17 protein-coding genes are annotated in these 18,024 nt (G+C 64.0%); 12 read left to right on the forward strand and 5 right to left on the reverse strand.

All coding sequences use genetic code 11. The features are described 5' to 3' along the window. Positions 1–93 precede the first annotated feature (93 nt). From BC1002_RS05920 to BC1002_RS05940, 5 genes are all read left to right on the forward strand, one after another. The gene (locus BC1002_RS05920) at positions 94–2,955 is read left to right on the forward strand and encodes a 2-oxoglutarate dehydrogenase E1 component (RefSeq protein ID WP_013089161.1); all 2,862 of its coding nucleotides are present in this window, start codon (positions 94–96) and stop codon (positions 2,953–2,955) included. A gap of 141 nt (positions 2,956–3,096) precedes the next feature. Beyond that, a complete protein-coding gene (gene odhB, locus BC1002_RS05925) occupies positions 3,097–4,365 on the forward strand; it encodes a 2-oxoglutarate dehydrogenase complex dihydrolipoyllysine-residue succinyltransferase (RefSeq protein ID WP_013089162.1) in 1,269 nt (422 codons plus the stop codon). A 139-nt stretch (positions 4,366–4,504) separates the two neighbouring features. Beyond that, on the forward strand, positions 4,505–5,935 hold the full coding sequence (gene lpdA / locus BC1002_RS05930; RefSeq protein ID WP_013089163.1) for a dihydrolipoyl dehydrogenase: 1,431 nt from the start codon (positions 4,505–4,507) through the stop codon (positions 5,933–5,935). An 88-nt stretch (positions 5,936–6,023) separates the two neighbouring features. Next, the gene (zapE, locus tag BC1002_RS05935; RefSeq protein ID WP_013089164.1) at positions 6,024–7,121 is read left to right on the forward strand and encodes a cell division protein ZapE; all 1,098 of its coding nucleotides are present in this window, start codon (positions 6,024–6,026) and stop codon (positions 7,119–7,121) included. Positions 7,122–7,217: 96 nt separating this feature from the next. Next, a complete protein-coding gene (locus BC1002_RS05940; RefSeq protein ID WP_013089165.1) occupies positions 7,218–7,676 on the forward strand; it encodes a transposase in 459 nt (152 codons plus the stop codon). 164 nt (positions 7,677–7,840) lie between these two features. Here BC1002_RS05940 and BC1002_RS05945 read toward each other — a convergent pair whose 3' ends face one another. Continuing rightward, positions 7,841–8,326: a DUF2147 domain-containing protein gene (locus BC1002_RS05945; RefSeq protein ID WP_013089166.1), complete on the reverse strand. Its 486-nt coding sequence runs from the start codon at positions 8,324–8,326 to the stop codon at positions 7,841–7,843. A gap of 500 nt (positions 8,327–8,826) precedes the next feature. On the opposite strand from BC1002_RS05945, the gene BC1002_RS05950 reads away from it, so the two are divergent. Beyond that, positions 8,827–9,543 (forward strand): DUF2968 domain-containing protein, encoded by a 717-nt coding sequence (locus BC1002_RS05950; protein WP_013089167.1) that lies wholly within the window; start codon positions 8,827–8,829, stop codon positions 9,541–9,543. Positions 9,544–9,770: 227 nt separating this feature from the next. On the opposite strand, the gene BC1002_RS05955 is transcribed toward BC1002_RS05950, so the two are convergent. Further along, positions 9,771–9,962, reverse strand: a complete 192-nt coding sequence (locus BC1002_RS05955; RefSeq protein WP_013089168.1) for a hypothetical protein — start codon at positions 9,960–9,962, stop codon at positions 9,771–9,773. Positions 9,963–10,165: 203 nt separating this feature from the next. On the opposite strand from BC1002_RS05955, the gene BC1002_RS05960 reads away from it, so the two are divergent. After that, positions 10,166–10,393 (forward strand): hypothetical protein, encoded by a 228-nt coding sequence (locus BC1002_RS05960; protein ID WP_013089169.1) that lies wholly within the window; start codon positions 10,166–10,168, stop codon positions 10,391–10,393. Positions 10,394–10,423: 30 nt separating this feature from the next. Here BC1002_RS05960 and hfq read toward each other — a convergent pair whose 3' ends face one another. After that, positions 10,424–10,897 carry an RNA chaperone Hfq gene (gene hfq / locus BC1002_RS05965; protein ID WP_013089170.1) on the reverse strand — a complete coding sequence of 158 codons (474 nt, stop codon included), beginning with the start codon at positions 10,895–10,897 and terminating at the stop codon, positions 10,424–10,426. A 476-nt stretch (positions 10,898–11,373) separates the two neighbouring features. On the opposite strand from hfq, the gene BC1002_RS38385 reads away from it, so the two are divergent. The 5 genes from BC1002_RS38385 to BC1002_RS05985 all read left to right on the forward strand — a co-directional run bounded on the left by BC1002_RS38385 (position 11,374) and on the right by BC1002_RS05985 (position 15,167). Then, entirely contained in the window at positions 11,374–11,511 is a 138-nt protein-coding gene (locus BC1002_RS38385; RefSeq protein WP_013089171.1) for a hypothetical protein, read from the forward strand. Between the two features lie 26 nt (positions 11,512–11,537). Further along, the gene (locus tag BC1002_RS05970; protein ID WP_013089172.1) at positions 11,538–12,098 is read left to right on the forward strand and encodes a sigma-70 family RNA polymerase sigma factor; all 561 of its coding nucleotides are present in this window, start codon (positions 11,538–11,540) and stop codon (positions 12,096–12,098) included. After that, positions 12,098–13,006: an anti-sigma factor family protein gene (locus BC1002_RS05975; protein WP_013089173.1), complete on the forward strand. Its 909-nt coding sequence runs from the start codon at positions 12,098–12,100 to the stop codon at positions 13,004–13,006. Before BC1002_RS05970 ends, BC1002_RS05975 begins: the two co-directional genes overlap by 1 nt. Positions 13,007–13,103: 97 nt before the next feature. Beyond that, positions 13,104–14,681, forward strand: a complete 1,578-nt coding sequence (locus tag BC1002_RS05980) for an FAD-binding oxidoreductase (RefSeq protein ID WP_013089174.1) — start codon at positions 13,104–13,106, stop codon at positions 14,679–14,681. Between the two features lie 63 nt (positions 14,682–14,744). Beyond that, complete coding sequence (locus BC1002_RS05985; protein ID WP_041734330.1) at positions 14,745–15,167, forward strand: hypothetical protein; 423 nt, start codon at positions 14,745–14,747, stop codon at positions 15,165–15,167. Here the strand turns inward: BC1002_RS05985 and BC1002_RS05990 are convergent. Further along, positions 15,164–16,105, reverse strand: coding sequence for a DUF1571 domain-containing protein (locus tag BC1002_RS05990; protein WP_013089176.1), 942 nt, complete (start codon positions 16,103–16,105; stop codon positions 15,164–15,166). The genes BC1002_RS05985 and BC1002_RS05990 overlap by 4 nt on opposite strands. Before the next feature lie 88 nt (positions 16,106–16,193). Then, positions 16,194–18,014: an AMP-binding protein gene (locus BC1002_RS05995; RefSeq protein WP_013089177.1), complete on the reverse strand. Its 1,821-nt coding sequence runs from the start codon at positions 18,012–18,014 to the stop codon at positions 16,194–16,196. Between the last annotated feature and the right edge of the window lie 10 nt (positions 18,015–18,024).

Genomic DNA, 18,024 nt, shown 5'->3' on the forward strand with positions numbered 1-18,024 from the left:
GATTCGCGCAATCCGCTAAACGGTCAGGCCGTGTCGCGGAAGGTTCTGTAACCCGCTATTTCTCGAGAAACTCGAAGAAAGGTGAGCGTAAAAATGATGAAGCAATTCCAGTCGAACTCTTATCTGTTCGGCGGCAACGCTCCGTACGTTGAAGAAATGTACGAAGCGTATCTCGATAATCCGGCGTCAGTGCCCGAGACCTGGCGCAGCTATTTCGATGCATTGCAGAACGTGCCCGCATCGGATGGCAGCAACGCCAACGACGTGGCTCACGGCCCGATCGTCGAATCGTTTGCACAGCGCGCCAAGGCCAATGCCTTCCTGCCGCGCGCAACTGCCGGCGGCGAAGATCTCGCAACTGCCCGCAAACAGGTTTACGTCCAGTCCCTCATCGGCGCATATCGCTTCCTCGGCTCGCAATGGGCCAATCTCGATCCTCTGAAGCGCCGCGAACGTCCCGCGATCCCCGAACTTGAACCCGCGTTCTACGACTTCACTGAAGCCGATATGGACCAGGAGTTCAGCGCAACGAATCTGTACTTCGGGTTCGAGCGCGCGACGCTGCGCGAGATCGTCAAAGCCCTGCGCGACACGTACTGCGGCACGATCGGCGCCGAGTACATGTACATCAGCGATCCGGAACAGAAGCGCTGGTGGAAGGAGCGCCTCGAATCGATCCGTTCGACGCCGAGCTTCAGCAACGACAAGAAGAAGCACATCCTGAACCGCCTGACGGCCGCCGAAGGCCTCGAGCGTTTCCTGCACACCAAGTACGTCGGCCAGAAGCGCTTCTCGCTCGAAGGCGGCGAGAGCTTCATCGCGGCGATGGACGAAGTCGTGCGTCACGGCGGTCTGCGCGGCGTTCAGGAAATCGTCATCGCGATGGCTCACCGTGGCCGTCTGAACGTGCTGGTCAACACGCTCGGCAAGATGCCGGCTGACCTGTTCGCCGAATTCGAAGGCAAGCACGTCGACGATCTGCCGGCTGGCGACGTGAAGTACCACAAGGGCTTCTCGTCGGACGTCGCGACGGAAGGCGGCCCGGTTCACCTGTCGCTCGCGTTCAACCCGTCGCACCTCGAAATCGTCAACCCGGTGGTCGAGGGCTCGGCGAAGGCGCGTATGGACCGCCGCGGCGACGAGAACGGCATCCAGGTGCTGCCGGTGCAGATCCACGGCGACGCGGCCTTCGCAGGCCAGGGCGTCGTGATGGAAACGCTGAACCTCGCGCAAACGCGCGGTTACGGCACGCACGGCACGCTGCACATCGTCATCAACAACCAGATCGGCTTCACGACGTCGGACCCGCGCGATTCGCGCTCCACGTTGTACTGCTCGGACGTCGTCAAGATGATCGAAGCGCCGGTGCTGCACGTGAACGGTGACGATCCCGAAGCGGTCGTGCTGGCCATCCAGATGGCAATCGACTTCCGCATGCAGTTCCACAAGGACGTCGTCGTCGACATCGTCTGCTTCCGCAAGCTCGGCCACAACGAGCAGGACACCCCGGCGGTCACGCAGCCGCTGATGTACAAGACGATCTCGAAGCACCCGGGCACGCGCGCGCTGTACGCTGAAAAGCTCGTGCAGCAGGGCGTGATCAAGGCCGACGAAGGCGATGAATTCGTCAAGGCCTACCGTAAGGCAATGGACGAAGGCCATCACACGGTCGACCCGGTGCTCTCGAACTACAAGAGCAAGTACGCGGTGGACTGGGTGCCGTTCCTGAACCGCAAGTGGACCGACGCGGCCGACACGGCCGTGCCGCTGGCGGAACTGAAGCGCCTCGCCGAGCGCATCACCACGATTCCGGAAAACTTCAAGGTTCACCCGCTCGTCGAGCGCGTGATCAACGACCGCCGCGCCATGGGCCGCGGCGAAGCGAAGCTCGACTGGGGCATGGGCGAGCACCTCGCGTTCGCATCGCTGGTCGCATCGGGCTACGCGGTTCGTCTGACCGGCCAGGATTCGGGCCGCGGCACGTTCACGCACCGTCACGCTGTGCTGCACGACCAGAACCGCGAGCGCTGGAACGACGGCACCTACGTGCCGCTGCAGAACATCGCCGAAGGTCAGGCGAAGTTCACGGTGATCGACTCGGTGCTGTCCGAAGAAGCGGTGCTCGGCTTCGAATACGGTTACTCGACTGCTGAACCGAATACGTTCGTCGCGTGGGAAGCGCAGTTCGGCGACTTCGTGAACGGCGCACAGGTCGTGATCGACCAGTTCATCTCGTCGGGCGAAGTGAAGTGGGGCCGCGTGTCGGGCCTGACGATGCTGCTCCCGCATGGCTACGAAGGCCAGGGTCCGGAGCACTCGTCAGCGCGTATCGAGCGTTTCCTGCAACTGTGCGCAGACCACAACATGCAGGTCGTTCAGCCGACCACGCCGGCACAGATCTTCCACCTGCTGCGTCGCCAGATGATCCGTCTGTTCCGCAAGCCGCTGATCGTCGCAACGCCGAAGTCGTTGCTGCGTCACAAGGAAGCCGTGTCGGATCTGTCGGAGCTCGCGAAGGGTTCGTTCCAGCCGGTCATCGGCGAAGTGGACGAAACCATCGACGCGAAGAAGGTCAAGCGCGTGCTGGTCTGCTCGGGCCGCGTGTACTACGACCTGGTTGCGCATCGCCGCGAAGCGAAGGTGAACGACGTCGCGATCGTCCGTATCGAACAGCTGTATCCGTTCGCGCACAAGCAGTTCGAAGCGGAAATGAAGAAGTACGACAACGCTACCGAAGTGGTGTGGGTGCAGGACGAGCCGCAGAATCAGGGCCCGTGGTTCTACATCGAGCACCATCTGAAGGAAGGCATGAAGGAAGGGCAGAAGCTGGCGTACAGCGGCCGTCCGGCTTCGGCTTCGCCTGCAGTCGGCTACTACGCGAAGCACTACGAGCAGCAGAAGGCGCTGGTCGAAGGCGCTTTCGGCCGCCTCAAGAGCGCGTCGATCGCCAAGTAAAGAAACAGACGAGCCCGGGAAAACGCAGTGCGTTTTCCCGCGCCGCGCCGAACGATCCCATGAGATTCAGGCGCGGCGCTCGTGGTTCGCAGGCGGTCGCGATGAAGCGCCGTCACCCGATACGTATTCAGGATACTCATAATGGCTATTGTTGAAGTCAAGGTTCCCCAGCTCTCCGAGTCGGTCTCGGAAGCGACCATGCTGCAGTGGAAGAAGAAGCCCGGCGAGGCTGTCGCTCAGGACGAAATCCTCATCGAAATCGAGACCGACAAGGTCGTGCTCGAAGTGCCGGCTCCGGCAGCAGGCGTGCTCGCGCAAGTCATCTCGAACGACGGCGACACGGTCACGGCGGATCAGGTGATCGCGAAGATCGACACCGAAGGCACCGCAGGCGCCGCCGCTGTCGAAGCGGAAGTGAAGCCGGCTCCGGTCGCCGCAGCGGCTCCCGCGCCGGCAGCTCAGGCTGCTACCGCAACGGGCTCGAACACCGCAGCTTCGCCGGCTGCCGGCAAGCTGATGGCCGAGAAGGGTCTGGCCGCTGGCGACGTCGCTGGCACGGGCCGCGACGGCCGCATCACCAAGGGCGACGTGCTCACCGCTGGCGCACCGGCTGCCAAGGCTGCACCGGCTCCGGCTGCCGCACCGAAGGCTGCGAAGCCGTCGCTGCCGGACGTCAAGGCTCCGGCATCGGCCGACCAGTGGCTGAAGGACCGTCCGGAACAGCGCGTGCCGATGTCGCGTCTGCGTGCGCGTATCGCCGAGCGTCTGCTCGAGTCCCAGCAAACCAACGCCATCCTCACGACGTTCAACGAAGTGAACATGGCGCCGGTCATGGAGCTGCGCAACAAGTACAAGGACAAGTTCGAGAAGGAACACGGCGTGAAGCTCGGCTTCATGTCGTTCTTCGTGAAGGCGGCTGTTCATGCGCTGAAGAAGTTCCCGCTCGTGAACGCATCGATCGACGGTAACGACATCGTCTATCACGGCTACTTCGACATCGGTATCGCGGTCGGTTCGCCGCGCGGTCTGGTGGTGCCGATCCTGCGCAATGCAGACCAGCTGAGCCTCGCCGACATCGAGAAGAAGATCGCCGAATTCGGCCAGAAGGCGAAGGACGGCAAGCTGTCGATCGAAGAAATGACCGGCGGTACGTTCTCGATCTCGAACGGCGGCGTGTTCGGCTCGATGCTGTCGACCCCGATCATCAACCCGCCGCAGTCCGCGATTCTCGGCGTGCACGCCACGAAGGAACGCGCTGTCGTCGAAAACGGCCAGATCGTGATCCGCCCGATGAACTACCTCGCGCTGTCGTACGACCATCGTATCATCGACGGCCGCGAAGCCGTGCTGTCGCTGGTCGCCATGAAGGACGCGCTGGAAGATCCGGCACGTCTGCTGCTTGACCTGTAAGCGCCCGCTCGGACCGCGCCGGCTTGTGAATCCGCAAACCGGCGCCATCTAGTCAGTACGTATCTCGCATTCCGCAGTACAGGAACGGCGCGCGCCACCTTGGGTGGTCCGGCGCCGTTCCGCCATCAAAGGGATTGTCATGTCCAAAGAATTTGACGTCGTCGTGATCGGCGCAGGCCCTGGCGGTTATATCGCCGCCATCCGCGCAGCGCAGCTCGGCAAGACCGTCGCATGTATCGAAAAGTGGAAGAACCCGGCCGGCGCGCTGAAGCTCGGCGGCACCTGCCTGAACGTCGGCTGCATTCCGTCGAAGGCGCTGCTCGCGTCGTCGGAAGAGTTTGAAAACGCGTCGCATCACCTCGCCGACCACGGCATCTCGGTGGGCGACGTGTCGGTCGATATCTCGAAGATGATGTCCCGCAAGGACGGCATCGTCGAGAAGATGACCAAGGGCATCGAATTCCTGTTCCGCAAGAACAAGATCACCTGGCTCAAGGGCCACGGCAAGTTCACCGGTAAGACCGACGCCGGCGTGCAGATCGAAGTGAGCGGCGAGGGCGAAACCGAAGTCGTCACCGCGAAGAACGTGATCATCGCGACGGGTTCGAAGGCGCGTCATCTGCCGGGCATCCCGGTCGACAACAAGCTGATCGCCGACAACGAAGGCGCACTGTCGTTCGACACGGCGCCGAAGACGCTCGCCGTGATCGGCGCAGGCGTGATCGGTCTGGAGCTTGGCTCGGTGTGGCGCCGTCTCGGCGCGGACGTGACCGTGCTCGAAGCGCTGCCGGAATTCCTCGGCGCGGCTGACCAGGCGCTGTCGAAGGAAGCGGCCAAGCAGTTCAAGAAGCAGGGTCTCGACATCCACGTCGGCGTGAAGGTCGGCGAAGTGAAGACGAGCGCGAACGGCGTGACGATCGCCTACACGGACAAGGACGGCAACGCGCAGACGCTCGAAGCCGACCGCCTGATCGTGTCGGTCGGCCGCGTGCCGAACACCGACAACCTTGGCCTCGAATCGATCGGCCTGAAGGCCAACGAGCGCGGCTTCATCGACGTCGACGACCACTGCGCGACGGCCGTGCCGAACGTGTACGCGATCGGCGACGTGGTGCGTGGCCCGATGCTCGCGCACAAGGCTGAAGACGAAGGCGTGATGGTCGCGGAAGTGATCGACGGCCAGAAGCCGCACATCGACTACAACTGCGTTCCATGGGTGATCTACACCGAGCCGGAGATCGCTTGGGTCGGCAAGACCGAGCAGCAGCTGAAGGCCGAAGGCCGCGAGATCAAGACCGGCCAGTTCCCGTTCATGGCGAACGGCCGCGCGCTCGGTATCAACAAGGCGGACGGTTTCGTCAAGATGATCGCTGACGCGAAGACCGACGAACTGCTCGGCGTGCACATCATCTCGGCGAACGCATCGGACCTGATCGCGGAAGCCGTGGTCGCGATGGAGTTCAAGGCGGCGTCGGAAGACATCGGCCGTATTTGCCATCCGCACCCGTCGCTGTCGGAAGTCATGCGCGAAGCGGCACTCGCCGTCGACAAGCGCGCGCTGAACATGTAAGCGCGCACGCCTGACCGAAACGCAACCTTGGCATCACCAAAGGCGGGCGGGGTTCACTCCCTCCCGCCTTTCTTTTTGCAGCAACACGATGAACGTCACCGAATACTACGAAAAAGAACTGCAGACGCGGGGCTATCAATCCGATCCGGCGCAGCGTGCCGCGGTCGACCGTCTGCAGCGGTGCTATGAAGAGTGGGTCGCATACAAATCGCGCCGCTCGAACGCGTTCAAGAAGCTGATCATTCACCCGGATCTGCCGCGCGGCGTGTACATGTGGGGCGGCGTGGGCCGCGGCAAGAGCTTCCTGATGGACAGCTTCTACATGATCGTGCCGTTGCATCGCAAAACGCGCCTGCACTTCCACGAGTTCATGCGTGAAGTGCATCGCGAGCTCGAAGAACTCAAAGGCCAGGCCGATCCGCTCGACGAACTCGCGCGCCGCATCGCGAAGCGCTATCGGCTGATCTGCTTCGACGAATTCCACGTGTCGGATATCGCCGACGCGATGATCCTGTATCGCCTGCTCGACAAGCTGTTCGAGAACGGCGTGCAGTTTGTGATGACGTCCAACTACGCGCCCGACACGCTGTACCCGGACGGCCTGCATCGCGACCGCATGCTGCCCGCGATCGAGCTGATCAAGCAGAAGCTCGACGTGGTCAACGTCGACGCGGGGATCGACTATCGCCAGCGCACGCTCGCCCAGGTCGAGGTCTATCACACGCCACTGGACGCCGCTGCCGGCAAGGCGCTGCGCGACGCTTTCGCGCGCCTTGCCGCGGTGCCCGACGAAAGCCCGCTGCTGCATATCGAGAAGCGCGAGCTGAAGGCGCTGCGCCGCGCGGACGGCGTCGTCTGGTTCGACTTCGCGACGCTGTGCGGCGGCCCGCGCTCGCAGAACGACTACCTCGAACTCGCGAGCCGCTTTCACGCGGTGATCCTGTCGGACGTGCCGCAGATGTCGGTGCGCATGGCATCGGAAGCGCGCCGCTTTACGTGGCTCATCGACGTGTTCTATGACCACAAGGTCAAGCTGCTGATGTCGGCCGCGGTACCGCCGGAGCAGTTGTACGTCGATGGCCCGATGGCCAACGAATTCACGCGGACGGTGTCGCGCATCGTCGAGATGCAGTCGAAGGAGTATCTCGATACACCTCGCCGGATCGTCGACACATCTCTAACCTGAGCATCGGCGTACGACAGTTTAGGAATCGGAGTGGTCTTATATTCCGCGCGCGGGTGACTAGCTATCTTTTGTCGTTGTTCTGACAAAGGAGGAAGCATGAACCCGTATCGCGAAATCACCGATGAAGAATGGCAGCGCGTTGCCCCACTACTGCCCGAACTCCGGCCGCGTCCCGAAATGCGTGGCCGTCCGCTTGCCAATACCCGCTCGGTGCTCAACGGCGTGCTTTGGGTCATGTATAGCGGCGCCACCTGGTCCGCCATGCCGCGCCGCTATCCGTCATACCAGACCTGTCATCGCCGCTTCAAGTCGTGGTACCAATCGGGCGTGCTCAAGCACGTCACGGAGCAACTGTGCGGCACCGCGAGCGAGGATCTCTGCAGATTGATGGAAGCGCGTATGCGCACGCACGCGAGCGCGCAGCACAAGCGCGCCCCGACTGGCCGCGCATCCTCGGCGTTTCGTGTTCGGCCTGCCGTGTACAAACGGGTATCGGCCATGTCGGCGCCCGCGACGCCGTCCGGTGACGCTTCACAGTTCAAGCGGGCGGCATGACCCTCGCAAGCAATTTGCCCCAATGAAAACGGCCGCGCGACTCTTGATCGCCGGCCGTTTTTTTTTCATGTCGCGCCTACTGGTGCCGCGCGCGCCATCGTTTCAGCCTGATGCGCTCACTCAGGCGTCGTGCGAGCCGCCACGCATGCGCCCCACGTCGAACCTCACTGCTGCCGAATCCAAGTCTGCGAGCGGCCGAGCAGCGCGACGCCGATATAACCTCGCACGACGAGCTTATTGCCGCCGTCTTCGAGATGCATCTTGCATTTGTAGACCTTGCCGTTTTCAGGATCGAGAATCTGGCCGTGGTCCCACGCGTCGCCATCCTTCTTCATGCTGTTAATGATGGTCATGCCGAGGATCGGTTGGTCCTTGCGCGCGTCGGTGCATGCGCTGCAGCGGCGATCCGGCTGGTCGTTCGCGGCTAGACCCTTGATAACCTTGCCGTTCAATTCTCCATTGCCGTCTTGTGTGATCTGCACGAGCGCCTTCGGCTGGCCCGTGTGATCGTCGATGGTTTGCCACGTGCCAATCGGTGTCTCCGTTTGCGCCATCGCGGTCACGGCACTGGTGAGCAGGGCGCCGGCGAGCGTGGCGTGACGGGCCGTGCGCAGTGTGAGCGCGCACGCACGTCGAGTGAATTGAGTCATTGTCTTCCTCCTTGATATGAGACAGCGCGATCGTGGTCGCGCGGAATTATGGGCATCGTGGTTCGATGTGCGGCGCCGGTCTTCGCGATGCGGGACGATGCGAGCGGCGGGCCTTTTGCATCGTCAGCGCAGAATACGCGAAAGTGCATGCGCCGTTTGATAGAGGAGCTTCTAATCAGCACGCGGCACTTCGGAGTCGTGTCAATTCAGCCGTCCACCGGCGTATCACCGACCGTTTTCGCGACGAAAAGATCAAGGCGCGCGCCAGGTCGAACGACACATGCACGTGAGCCAGCGCAGATGCTTGAAGTCGGGCGTGATCGGCCCGTCGACGTCGAACGTCCGGAATTGGAAGTGAACGACTTGCCGTCGACTTTCAGCTCAAGCGTGGGGCCGCCGCCGAGGGAGTGCCATATTTGCGACGAAGAGCCCGGAACTCGCAAAATTGAGTAATAATTCCCCGTTTTCTACTAAAACAAGATCTGTTCAACAGGTGTCACATGGACCGAAAGTCGAAGCTACGAAAGATTGCTCTGGCCGCATGCATCGTATTGGGGGCCCTTCAGGGCGCGAATGCACAGGCTCTGCAGAACAGTGGTGCGAGCGGTACGATCGAGTCCCAGCCGGGTCCGACGAGCGCGTTGCCCGACACGCCGCAGGCCGGCCAGGCAGAGACCACTGCACTGACGCCGGATGAAAACCGGCAATCCGCCACCGGGAACGTGGCTGAATTGCAGCAGATGATCCACGGCTCGGATCTGAGCGAATTGCGCACCACGTACAACGGCAGCTATGGTGCGAGCCTGCTGTTCTACGGGAAGGAGATGACCTATTACGTCGCGCTGTTTCAGCAGAAGAACTTTTGGCGCGTGATCAAAACGCAGGACGTCGTGCGCGCCGAACTGATCTACAAGGATTTCGCGCGGCAGACGATGCAGTTGTCGGACGTCGAGATCCGCCGTACGCAACTCGAAGCGCAGAAGGCGTTCACGCAGCGCCTGGTCGCGTTGTCGCAGGAACGCGCGAGCCGGCTGCAGGCCGACCTCGATGTCGCGCGTCAGCAGCAGAGCATCGTCGCGAGCCAGCAGGAGCAAAAGCGTGCCGAGGCGACCGAACTGGCACAGCAGAAGGCCGCCGCGCAGGATCAGTTGCGTGTCGCGCAGCGTCAGGTCCGCGACCTGCAGCGTCAGCTCAATAGCGGCTTGCCGCTGCGTTGAGCGCGACGATTTGAACCGTGGACAAGGCGCGGGACGGCGCGCAAATCGATGCGCCGTCCGGCTCGTCCGCGGACGTTAACGTCGCGAAGTTTGAGGGTGCTGTCCGCACCCCGCCAGCCCGCGCATCGCACTCTAGCCGCCGGGCTCTTCGGCATTTCTACTCGGCATTTCTCGCGAGCCATGACGGCTCACTGCGGCGCCGTCGTGCGACGCGAGACGGCGCGGCTTCAATGCCGCTTGCGCGTATCCGCCTGAGTTTTACGCATCCGCTCGCGAAACGGCTCCGTCACGTCGACGGCGATCGGATCGCTGGCGGGAAAGCTTTCCATCAGCGCTTCATCGAGCCGCGTGTCGGCGGACGTCGGCGGCGTCCGGCGCGTGCGCGCAGGCCGGGCGGCATGCTGGCTTTTGCTGGTCATGGCGCGCTCCATCGGTAGAGATCAATTATTCAGCATAGCGCATTGCGGCTATCGACGAACGTCGGCCGAATGGCGCAGGCGCGTCGTTTGAAACCGGCCCCCAGCGATTCGTTCTTCGAGTGTCGTGGCCGCGCGCGAACCGCGCTTGCACCGCGCTCGAGCCGCAAGCGACACCTCCATCGATCCATCACACAGCGAACCACATGAACGGGAAAAAGCCGGCGGTTACGCGGCGAGTGCTCGCAGCCCACGTCGTGGAAGCCGAACTGGAACACCTGGATTGGGCGACGCGGCAACCGGCGCTGCACCTGTTCGACGCCCGCTACTGGCGGCGCCGCGTGCTGGCGGTCAAGGGGAGATTCGAGCTGACCGAGCGTCAGCTGATCCAACTGGAGAAAATTCTGCGGCGCCTCGGTCCGTCCGTGGACTAGCGAGGCGCGGCCGTTACCGCTGCTTCGTATTTATTCCTGATTGCCGCTGGGGCTGCCGCTGCCGTGGTTGCCGCCATGATTGCCGCCTTCGCCGCCAGTGCCGAATAGACGCCGCCGCCGCGTGACGACCACCGGACCTTCGGAATTGCCGCTGCGCTCGCTCGGCGCGCGTTCCGTCGCCGACGCGCCATACGATTCACGCCCCTCGCGCGGCTCGCGATGTTCGCGCGAACCATGCGGACCGCGCGCGCCATGTTCGCCATGCGACGTCCGGCCCGTGCGCGGCGCCGGACGGGTGCCGGTGTCGAGCTGGATCGTGGAGATCGCGCGCTTGTAGATGCCTTGCAGGCCAACCGGCGTGCGCAGCATCACCAGGTACTGATCGAACGACTCGATGCATCCGGTCAGGCGGATGCCGTTGACCAGATAGATCTCGACGCGCTTTCGTTCCTTGCGCGCGGCGTTCATGAAGTCGTTTTGCGGATGCGATTCTGCGGAAGCCATGGACAATTCAGGTTAGATAGACGGTTGTTCGCCGCGATTCTACCCTTTCTACTCCAGGCGGGGGCAGTACGCGTCGACGGGGCGAACTTTGTCCACTATAACGACTTGTGAGCACATAAGCATCCGATAACGCGGGACTGTAACGTTGAGTTACGAATCTGCTGGTCAATGGCGTCTTCTTCCGGTCTCTCCAGGCATTGCCGGCAAGGTTGGCGGAAAAGGAAGAATATAGAGACGTGTTGCGCGACCACCGCGGCGGCGTCGAAGCGCCCCGAAAAAGCCCAAAAAAGCCCGAAAAGGCCGGAGAAAGCAGCGCAACGGCAGCGCAGCGACACGGCGCCACGACGGCGGTGGAATAAACCGCGTGGTCGCAGCGTTAAATCCAGTATGACAGCACCGCATTGCGCGGCCTGCCGTCCACCGCTCACCACGCCGGTCGGTCGATCGCGCGCTGGGCATCTGCCAGGAGGCTCAACATGACGAAAGCATCCCGTATTCTGTCAGCCCTGTTCGTCCTGCTCGCGCTCGCGTGCGGCTCCCTTGCACACGCGGCCGATACCGACAACGCCGCGTCGGGCTCGAGCAGCAACAGCAACAGCAGCGGCGGCTACTAAAGCCGCGACCGGGCCTGGCACACCGGGTGACCTTCGAATCGGAAGTGATCGCGTGGCTGCCTCAGCTGCGCCGCTATGCGCGCGCACTGACGGGCGACCGCGCCTGGGCCGACGATCTCGTCCAGGATACGGCGGAGCGCGCGCTTGCGCGCTGGTCGGCATTCCGGCCGAACAGCAACCTGCGCGCGTGGTTGCTGACGATCCTGCGGCATCTGTACATCGACCAACTGCGCGGGCGGCGCGAGATCGCCGTCGACGAGGAAAGCGCGCCGTGGCGCAATCTCGAGGCGCCGCACGGCGAGGTCGATGGTCTGGTACTGCGCGACGTGCAGCGCGCGCTGTACTGCCTGCCACTCGAGCAGCGTGAGGTGCTGCTACTGGTGTGCGTCGAGGAGCTGTCGTACCAGGAGGCATCGAGCGCATTGGGGGTGCCGATCGGTACAGTGATGTCGCGGCTGTCGCGGGCGCGCGAGCATATGCGCGCGTTGCTGTGCGAGGAGCCGCCGGGGCCAATGCACGGACCGCAGCCCCGTGCGCCGCGGGCGGCGCACAAAGTCGCGCCGCTGAAAGTGGTGAGAAACCGATAATGAACAACGATAACCCCGAATCCGGATTGCCCGACGAGCTCGATCTGCGCTCGCTGTCGGCCTATGTCGACGGTGAATTGACGGATGAGCAGCGCGCCGCGGTCGAAACCCAGCTCCGCCAGCATCCGCAGGCTGCCGCGCGCGTTGCGGCGTGGCGCGCGCAGAAGGCGGCGCTGCGGGCGCTGTGCGGCGTGCCGGGCAGCGATGCATGGCACGCGCAAGCGGGGCAGGGGGCCGACTATGAGCAGCAAGCCGCTGAATCCGGCGAGCGACGTTACGCAGGCAGCCCGCCCGCTGAGGCGGAGGAGCCGGCTTTCATCGTCGTGCGGCGTGCGCGGCCGTGGTGGCAGCGCGCGGGTCTCGCCGCCTGCTGGCTGGTGGCCGGCGCCGGGCTCGCGCTGGTGCTCGGTCCGTTCGCGCCGCGGCTGACCGGCGGCGCCTGGAGCGGCTTCGGCGGCCAGCCGGCCGGATTTGCGCAGCGCGCGGATGTCGCGTATGCGGTGTATTCCCCGGAGCGGCGTCATCCGGTCGAAGTCGCGGCGAGCGAAGAGGAGCATCTGATCGCGTGGCTGTCGAAGCGGCTGAATCGGCCGCTGTCGGTGCCGTCGCTGCAGGAGTATGGTTATTCGCTGGTGGGCGGCCGGCTACTGCCCGGCGAGGCCGGGCCGGCCGCGCAGTTCATGTACGAGAACCAGGCCGGCGCGCGCCTGACGCTGTACGTGACCGGCGTCACGCGCGACGAAACCGTGTTCCGCCTGTTTCGCGACGGCAACCGCCGCACCTTCTACTGGGTCAGCGACCGCCTGGGCTACGCGCTGTCCGGCGCGATCACGGAAGGCAAGCTGCGCGAAATCGCGATCGACGTGTGCAGCGAGCTCGGTGGCAAGCCTGAGGCGTGGCAGCAGTAGCGGGCGGTAGCGTGTCGGAAAGGCCGTCGACGGCCACGCACGCATTGCTGCCCCGCGCGACCACCCCCTCGGGTTACCCGACCGACAAGGAGACGCCTTGCCCCAGACGCTGCCGCCCAACCTGTCCGCCGCGCAGTTCGACCGTGCGCTTGCCGGCTGGCGCGCGATCGTCGGTGACGCGCACGTGCTGAATTCAGACGCCGGCCTCGCCGTCTATATCGATCCGTTCGCGCCCGGCGAGCCGCATGCGTTTGCCGCGAGCGCCGCCGTGCTGCCCGCGTCGGTCGATGAAATCCGCGCGGTGCTGCGCATCGCCAATCAGTACCGGATTCCGCTGTGGACCGTGTCGACCGGGCGCAACTTCGCATACGGCGGCGCCGCGCCGCGGCTGACCGGCTCGGTCGTGCTCGACTTGCAGCGCATGAACCGCATCCTCGAAGTCAACGAAACGCTCGCCTATGCGCTCGTCGAGCCCGGCGTCAGCTATTTCGATCTGTACGCGCATCTGCGCGACAAGGGCTACAAGCTGTGGGTCGATCCACCGGCCGCCGGCTGGGGCAGTGTGGTCGGCAACACGCTGGAGCGCGGCTTCGGCTATACCGACTACGGCGATCACGCGGCCGCGCAATGCGGGATGGAGGTGATGCTCGCCAACGGCGACCTGCTGCGCACCGGCATGGGCGGTGTCGAGATCGGCACTGCGTGGCAGCTGTACCAGCCGGGCTACGGGCCGTCGTTCGATGCGATGTTCATGCAGTCCAACTACGGCATCGTGACGAAGCTCGGCGTGTGGCTGATGCCCGCGCCGCCCGCGTATCTGCTCGGCGAAATCCAGTTTCGTCGCGAGGCCGATCTGGAGGCGATCGTCGAGATTCTGCGGCCGTTGCGGCTCGACGCCACGATTCGCAATCACGCGGTGATCGAGGGCGGCTTGCGGCGCGCGGCGGGTTTGTCGCCACGCCGGCAGTGGTACGACGGCACGGGCGCGATGCCCGAGAGCGCGGTACAGGCGATGCTCGACAAACTCGGCGTCGGCCGCTGGAACCTGCATTTCGCGCTATACGGCACGCCCGAGCTGATCGATGCGCGCTACGCGCTGATCGAGCGAGCGTTCGCGCGGGTGCCGGATGCGCGGCTCACGGGGGCGCGTTATGCGGGCGATGCGCAGCCGACCGGGGGCGGCGACCGCAACATGGCCGGCATCCCCGCGATGACCGCGTTTCGCATGCTCGACTGGCGCGGCGGCGCGGGCGCGCACGTCGACTTTGCGCCGATCTGTCCGGCGACGGGGCGCGACGCGATGCGCCAGTACACGATGGTGAAAGCGCGCGCCGCCGAATACGGCTTCGATTACTACGGCGGCTTCACGGCGGGCGCGCGGCATCTGCATCACATTTTCGCGGCGATATTCGATCGAGACGACGCGAACCAGGTTGAGCAGGCCGGCGCGCTGCTGCGCTCGCTGATGAGCGACGCGCGCGCGGCCGGCTACGGCGAATATCGCGCGCATCTCGCGTATATGGATTTCGCGGCCGCGCAATACAGCTTCAACGACGGTGCGTCGCTGCGCTTCGCGGAAACGCTGAAGGATGCGCTCGATCCGAACGGCATTCTCGCGCCGGGCAAGCAGGGCATCTGGCCGGCAGCGTGGCGCGACCGGCGAGGCTATACATGAACAAGCGCGTGAAGAAGCGCGTGAACAACGCGTGAACAACGAGTGGATGGAATCTGCACGCCAATGGATCGACGTACTTTCATGCTCACTGGCGCATGGCTCGCGACGGCCGCCGGCGGCGCATGGCCGTGGCTCGCGCGAGCCGCCGCCTGCACCGACGGCGCACGCACGTTCGCGATCGTCGACTCGACGCTCGAATGCGGCGCTTCGTTCGCACGCTATGCCGCGCACCTTCGGTTGCCGACCTTCGAAACCGGCGACGATGCGGGCGCGCTGTGGTTCACCACCCTCGCGCCCCTGCTGGACGACGGTCAGCCCCCGCGCGCGATGCCTGCGCTGATCGGCTTCACGCGTGCGTCCGATTACTTCGTGCTGCAACACCTCGCGCTGCGCACCGGACGCTTCGTCGAGCATCGTCACGAAGCGCGCGAGGGGCTGCTTGCGCAACCCGCCCACGTGGCCTTCGCGCTGACGCCGCGCGGCTAGAACTTATAGTCCTTGTTGTTCGGATCGAAGGTCGAATCGTCGAACGTCTTCGGCGTGATGCTCTCGAATACGATCTGCTCGAAGATCTTGCCGTCGTTGTCGTAAGACTCGATGGTGCGAAAGAACGGATGCCGCAGGTCGAGCCCGAGCGTTTCCTTTTTCGCGTAGAACTGCGGCTGGCCGACCGGTGTTTCGAACGTGAACGCGACGACGCGCACATCGTCGATCGTCTTCACGTCGATCTGCACCGAGCGCGGCAAGCCGGTCTGACTGTATTTCTTCCCTTCACTCAGGTATTGATCGGCGACGTACTCGGTGCCGAGATCGCGCACGCTGTGATTCGATTGCGAGCGTGCGAGCGCGCCTGTCAGCGAGGTCCACAACGGCATCACGTTCATGATGCCGCCGAGGTGGCCGAACGTTTCGTCGCTGCGTTTCGATTCGTCGTAGATGATTTCCTGGCCCGCGTGCGCGCCGTCGGGCAACCACTTCGCGTAGATGCGCAGCGGGTCGTGCGCGACGCGCACGAGCATGTGATCGGGCTTGTCGGGCCAGATGCCGCGAATGCGCTCGGAGCGCGACATCGTGAACTCGTACGACGGGTAGCCGTTCGGCCCTTCCTTGATATAGCGCGGCAGCGTCAGCGGATCGAGCGACTTGAACAGCGCGACCAGTTGCGCGTCCTCGAGTCTTTCGAGCGTGCCGCTTTTCTGCGCGGCGCGCAGCCATTTGACCTGCTGGTCGAGCGTCAGCTTGCCGACCTGTGAGGCCGGCGTGGTGGGCGGTTTCACGGCGCTCGCGGCGTCGAGCGGGGGCGGGCGGTCGTCGTTCTGCGCGAACGCCGTCGGCGCCGACAGCACAGCGACGGTGACGAACAGCGCGCCCGGCAGCAAGCGGGGTCGCAGGCGATGCGAACGGGCGGACAAGCGGTGCTTCATGAATTTCTCCAGAAAGTGACGCGGCCGCTCATGCAACATGCAAGGCAATAACGCAAAGCAACAAAGCTATAACGCATTGAAGCAATGATTATTCCCGTCGGGCAGACCCCTGTTTCGCGAGTTCCTCGTCGCGCAACGCACGGCGCAGAATTTTGCCGACATTGGTTTGCGGCAGCTCGTCGCGAAACTCGACGAGCTTCGGCACCTTGTAGCCAGTCAGATTCTTGCGGCAGTACGCGATCACCTGCTCGGCGGTCAGTGTCGGCGTGCGCCGCACGATGAACACCTTCACGCGCTCGCCCTGCGCGGGATCGGGCACGCCGATCGCGGCCACTTCGCGTACGTCCGGATGAGCGGCGATCACGTCCTCGATTTCGTTCGGATACACGTTGAAGCCCGACACGAGGATCATGTCCTTCTTGCGATCGATCAGACGGATAAAGCCGCGCGAGTCCATTACGCCGATGTCGCCGGTTGCGAGCCAGCCGTTGCCGTCGATCACCTTCGCGGTTTCGTCGGGGCGGTTCCAATAGCCCTTCATCACCTGCGGGCCCTTCACGCACAGCTCGCCCGCCTCGCCGATATTGGCCCAGCTGCCGTCGTCTCTCCTGAAGCGCACCTGGGTGGACGGCGCGGGCAAGCCGATTGAGCCCTCGAAGTCGCGCAGATTGGTCAGATCGACCGGATTCATCGATACGATCGGCGAGCACTCGGTCAGCCCGTAGCCCTCGACGATCGGCTTGCCCGTCACCGCCTTGAAGCGCTCCGCGACGGACTTCTGCGTCGCCATGCCGCCCGCCATCGCGAGCTTCAGGTCCGAGAAGTCGCGCCGGCAGAATTCCTCGTTGTCGAGGAACGCGTTATAGAGCGTGTTGACCGCGGTCATGCTGGTGAATTTTTCGTGACGCAGGATCATCATCACGCGCTTCATGTCGCGGGGATTCGCGATCAGGATGTTGCGCCCGCCGAGCCCCATGAAAATCAGCGCGTTCACGGTCAGCGAGTAGATGTGATAAAGCGGCAGCGGCGTGAGCACCGTTTCGCCTGCGCCGGAAAGCTGACCCGCAGCCCACGCCTTCGCCTGCAACAGATTGGCGATGATGTTCCGGTGCGTGAGCATCGCGCCTTTCGCGACGCCGGTGGTGCCGCCCGTGTATTGCAGGAACGCGATGTCTTCGTGGGTCGCGCGCACCGGCGTGTGCGGCCGCGCGTAACCGATCGACAGCGCTTTCAGCAGCGGCACCGCCTGCGGCAGCTTGTACGCGGGCACCATCTTTTTCACGTGACGCAGCATGAAATTGAGCAGGTGGCCCTTCAGATTCACGCCGTCGGCGAGCAGGTCGCCGAGGCCGGTCACGATCACGTTGCGCACCTTGGTGCCGGGCAACGCATCTTCGAGCGTCTTCGCGAAGTTTTCGAACACGACGATCGTCTGCGCGCCGCTGTCCTTTAGCTGGTGCGCGAGTTCGCGCACCGTATAGAGCGGATTCACGTTGACGACCACGGCGCCCGCCTTGATCGTGCCGAACAGCGTGACCGGATACTGGAACGTGTTCGGCAGCATGATCGCGACGCGCTCGCCGGGCTCCACGCCGATGCTTTGCAGGTAGGCCGCGAACGCGCTCGCCTTGCGGGCCAGCTCGCCGTACGTCAGGCTCGCGCCGACGCTGACGTACGCGACGCGCTCGCGGAACTGCGTGGTGCATTCGTCGAAGAACTGGTCGATCGATTCGTATTGCGTGACATCGATATCGCGCGGCACGTCGTCCGGATAGGACGCGTACCAGATGCCGTCGGTGTTCGGGGCGGGGTTTGGCACCGGGTTTGGCACCGGGTTTGGCACCGGGTTTGGCACCTGAGTGCCGCCTGCATCCGGCACGTGCTGCGGCGCTTGGGTGGGCTCGATCATCGGTTGCTCC

This window comes from Paraburkholderia atlantica (assembly GCF_000092885.1).
In the GTDB taxonomy this organism is placed as follows: Bacteria; Pseudomonadota; Gammaproteobacteria; order Burkholderiales; family Burkholderiaceae; genus Paraburkholderia; species Paraburkholderia atlantica.